This window comes from Herbaspirillum lusitanum P6-12, from assembly GCF_000256565.1.
GTDB lineage: Bacteria > Pseudomonadota > Gammaproteobacteria > Burkholderiales > Burkholderiaceae_D > Herbaspirillum > Herbaspirillum lusitanum.
Map to the genome: position 1 here is coordinate 1 of NZ_AJHH01000112.1, position 2078 is coordinate 2078.

2 protein-coding genes are annotated in these 2078 nt (G+C 57.6%); both read left to right on the forward strand.

All coding sequences use genetic code 11. The annotated features are described in order from the left end of the window. Positions 1 to 316, forward strand: a 316-nt coding sequence (locus HLUSI_RS0104005; RefSeq protein WP_029363102.1) for an ATP-binding cassette domain-containing protein, incomplete at its 5' end; no start/stop codon positions are given. A gap of 81 nt (positions 317 to 397) precedes the next feature. After that, positions 398 to 2078: aconitase family protein (locus HLUSI_RS26860; protein WP_238533915.1), on the forward strand; the 1681-nt coding region annotated here is incomplete at its 3' end.

A 2078-nucleotide genomic window follows, 5' to 3' on the forward strand; every position in this document is an offset into this window, starting at 1 on the left:
GCCAGCTGGCGTCATGTCGGGCGGAGAACAACAGATGCTCACACTATGCCGGACGTTGATGGGCGACCCGGACCTGATCATGATTGACGAGCCTACCGAGGGCGTGGCGCCAAAGATCGTCCAGGAAATCGCGGAGTTGCTTCAGGAAATCGCCCGTCGCGGTATCTCGGTATTCCTGATCGAACAAAAACTTGATATTGCACTCAAGGTTTGCAACCGCTTGTACGTCATGGGCCATGGCACCATCGTATTTGAAGGTACTGCTGCAGAACTGCAGGACAACCAGCCGCTCCGCCAGGAATGGCTGGAAGTGTAAGCGACCGTTAAACCGCCTCCCCGAATCATCGCTCTGTCGCTCGGCTCGTTCCCGGGCGACAGGGTTATTTCCCGATTGCCGATGTCCGTCAACCTGCTCCCGTCCCGTTCGCCCCCTGTGTCCCGTTCGCTCGATTCATTCGGCTGCCGGACAGCGCTACCCGGCTTTCCCGCCCTTGAGTTTTTCTCTCTGAAGAAACTGGCGGAGTCCTATCCCGCCATTCATTCATGGCCCCGGGCCAAGCTCATCCTGCTGGAGAATCTCCTTCGCCATGAAAATGGTACGGAAACCAGCCGGACCCTGATCGAATCTTACTTGTCAGGCGATTCCGATGACACGCCGATTCCCTTTTTTCCGGCCCGTGTCCTGATGCAAGACTATGCAGGCATCTCGGCACTCGTCGACATCGCAGGATTGCGCAATGTCTTGGAGGAGCATGGCGTTGCGGCGGATAGCATCTCGCCGGTCATCCCTGTGGATCTGGTCGTTGACCACTCTCTTCAAGTCAATTCTCACGGCAGCTCCGGAGCCCCCGCAGAAAATCTGATGGACGAATATCGTCTCAATAAGTCACGGTATGAGTTCTTGCGTTGGGCCGAACAATCGATCTCGAACCTGCGCGTTGTGCCACCCGGCCGCGGCATCGTTCACCAGGTCAACGTCGAAGTGCTGTCGACAGGAACACGCGTCAAGCACAATGAGATTTTCTTCGACACGCTGGTCGGTACGGATAGCCACACGCCGATGGTCAATGGACTCGGCATCCTTGGATGGGGCGTGGGCGGCATTGAAGCCTTGGCGGCAATGCTGGGCCAGCCGCTCTGGCTATCGACGCCGCGCGTCACCGGCGTTCGCCTCATCGGCGAGGTTCCTGCCGGGGTCTACGCCGCTGATATTGCCTTGAATCTGACGGCCTTTCTGCGCCGGATCGGCGTAGTCGGTAATTTTCTCGAATTTTTCGGTCCGGGATCGGCATCGCTATCCGTATTCGACAAATCGACGATTGCCAACATGACGCCGGAATATGGCGCCACTTGCAGCTTGTTTCCGGTCACGCAGTCCACGCTCGACTATCTGGGACAAGCAAAACGAAGCGATTTACCCGGGGAATCCGCGGACGCTTTGCGCGCCTATCTCGATGCACAGGGAATGCTGGACGATTCGGATCAGGAGCCTCTGTTCGATCGCGTTGTCGAATTCGATCTGGGCGCCGTTCAGCCGTCGTTTTCCGGCCCCAGCCGTCCGGACCAGGTGCACGGCTTGTCGGAACTGACAGCAGCGTTTCTTTCATCCCCTGGAGCAAAGACTGACAATGCACCTGCGGAAGCACATATCAGGAATGGCGCGATCGCTATCGCTGCCATCACCAGCTGCACCAATACCGCCAATCCCAAGAGCATGTTGGCGGCTGGACTTGTCGCCCGCAAAGCCATCGCACTCGGACTTCGTGTTCCAAGCCACGTCAAATGTTCATTCACGCCCGGCTCGATTGCCGTAGACCGCTACCTGGATCAGGCCGGTCTGCTGGAACCATTGAATCAATTGGGTTTCAATCTTGCCGGTTACGGCTGCGCCACTTGTGTGGGAAATTCGGGTGAACTGAAGCCCGAGGTACAGCAAGCAATCGACACAGGAGGTTCCGAGCTGGTCCTTGCGTCCGTGCTCTCTGGAAATCGCAATTTCGAGTCGCGAATTCACCCTTCCATTGGCGCCAACTTCCTGATGTCCCCTGCACTGGTCGTCGTCCTTGCCATTGCCGGCC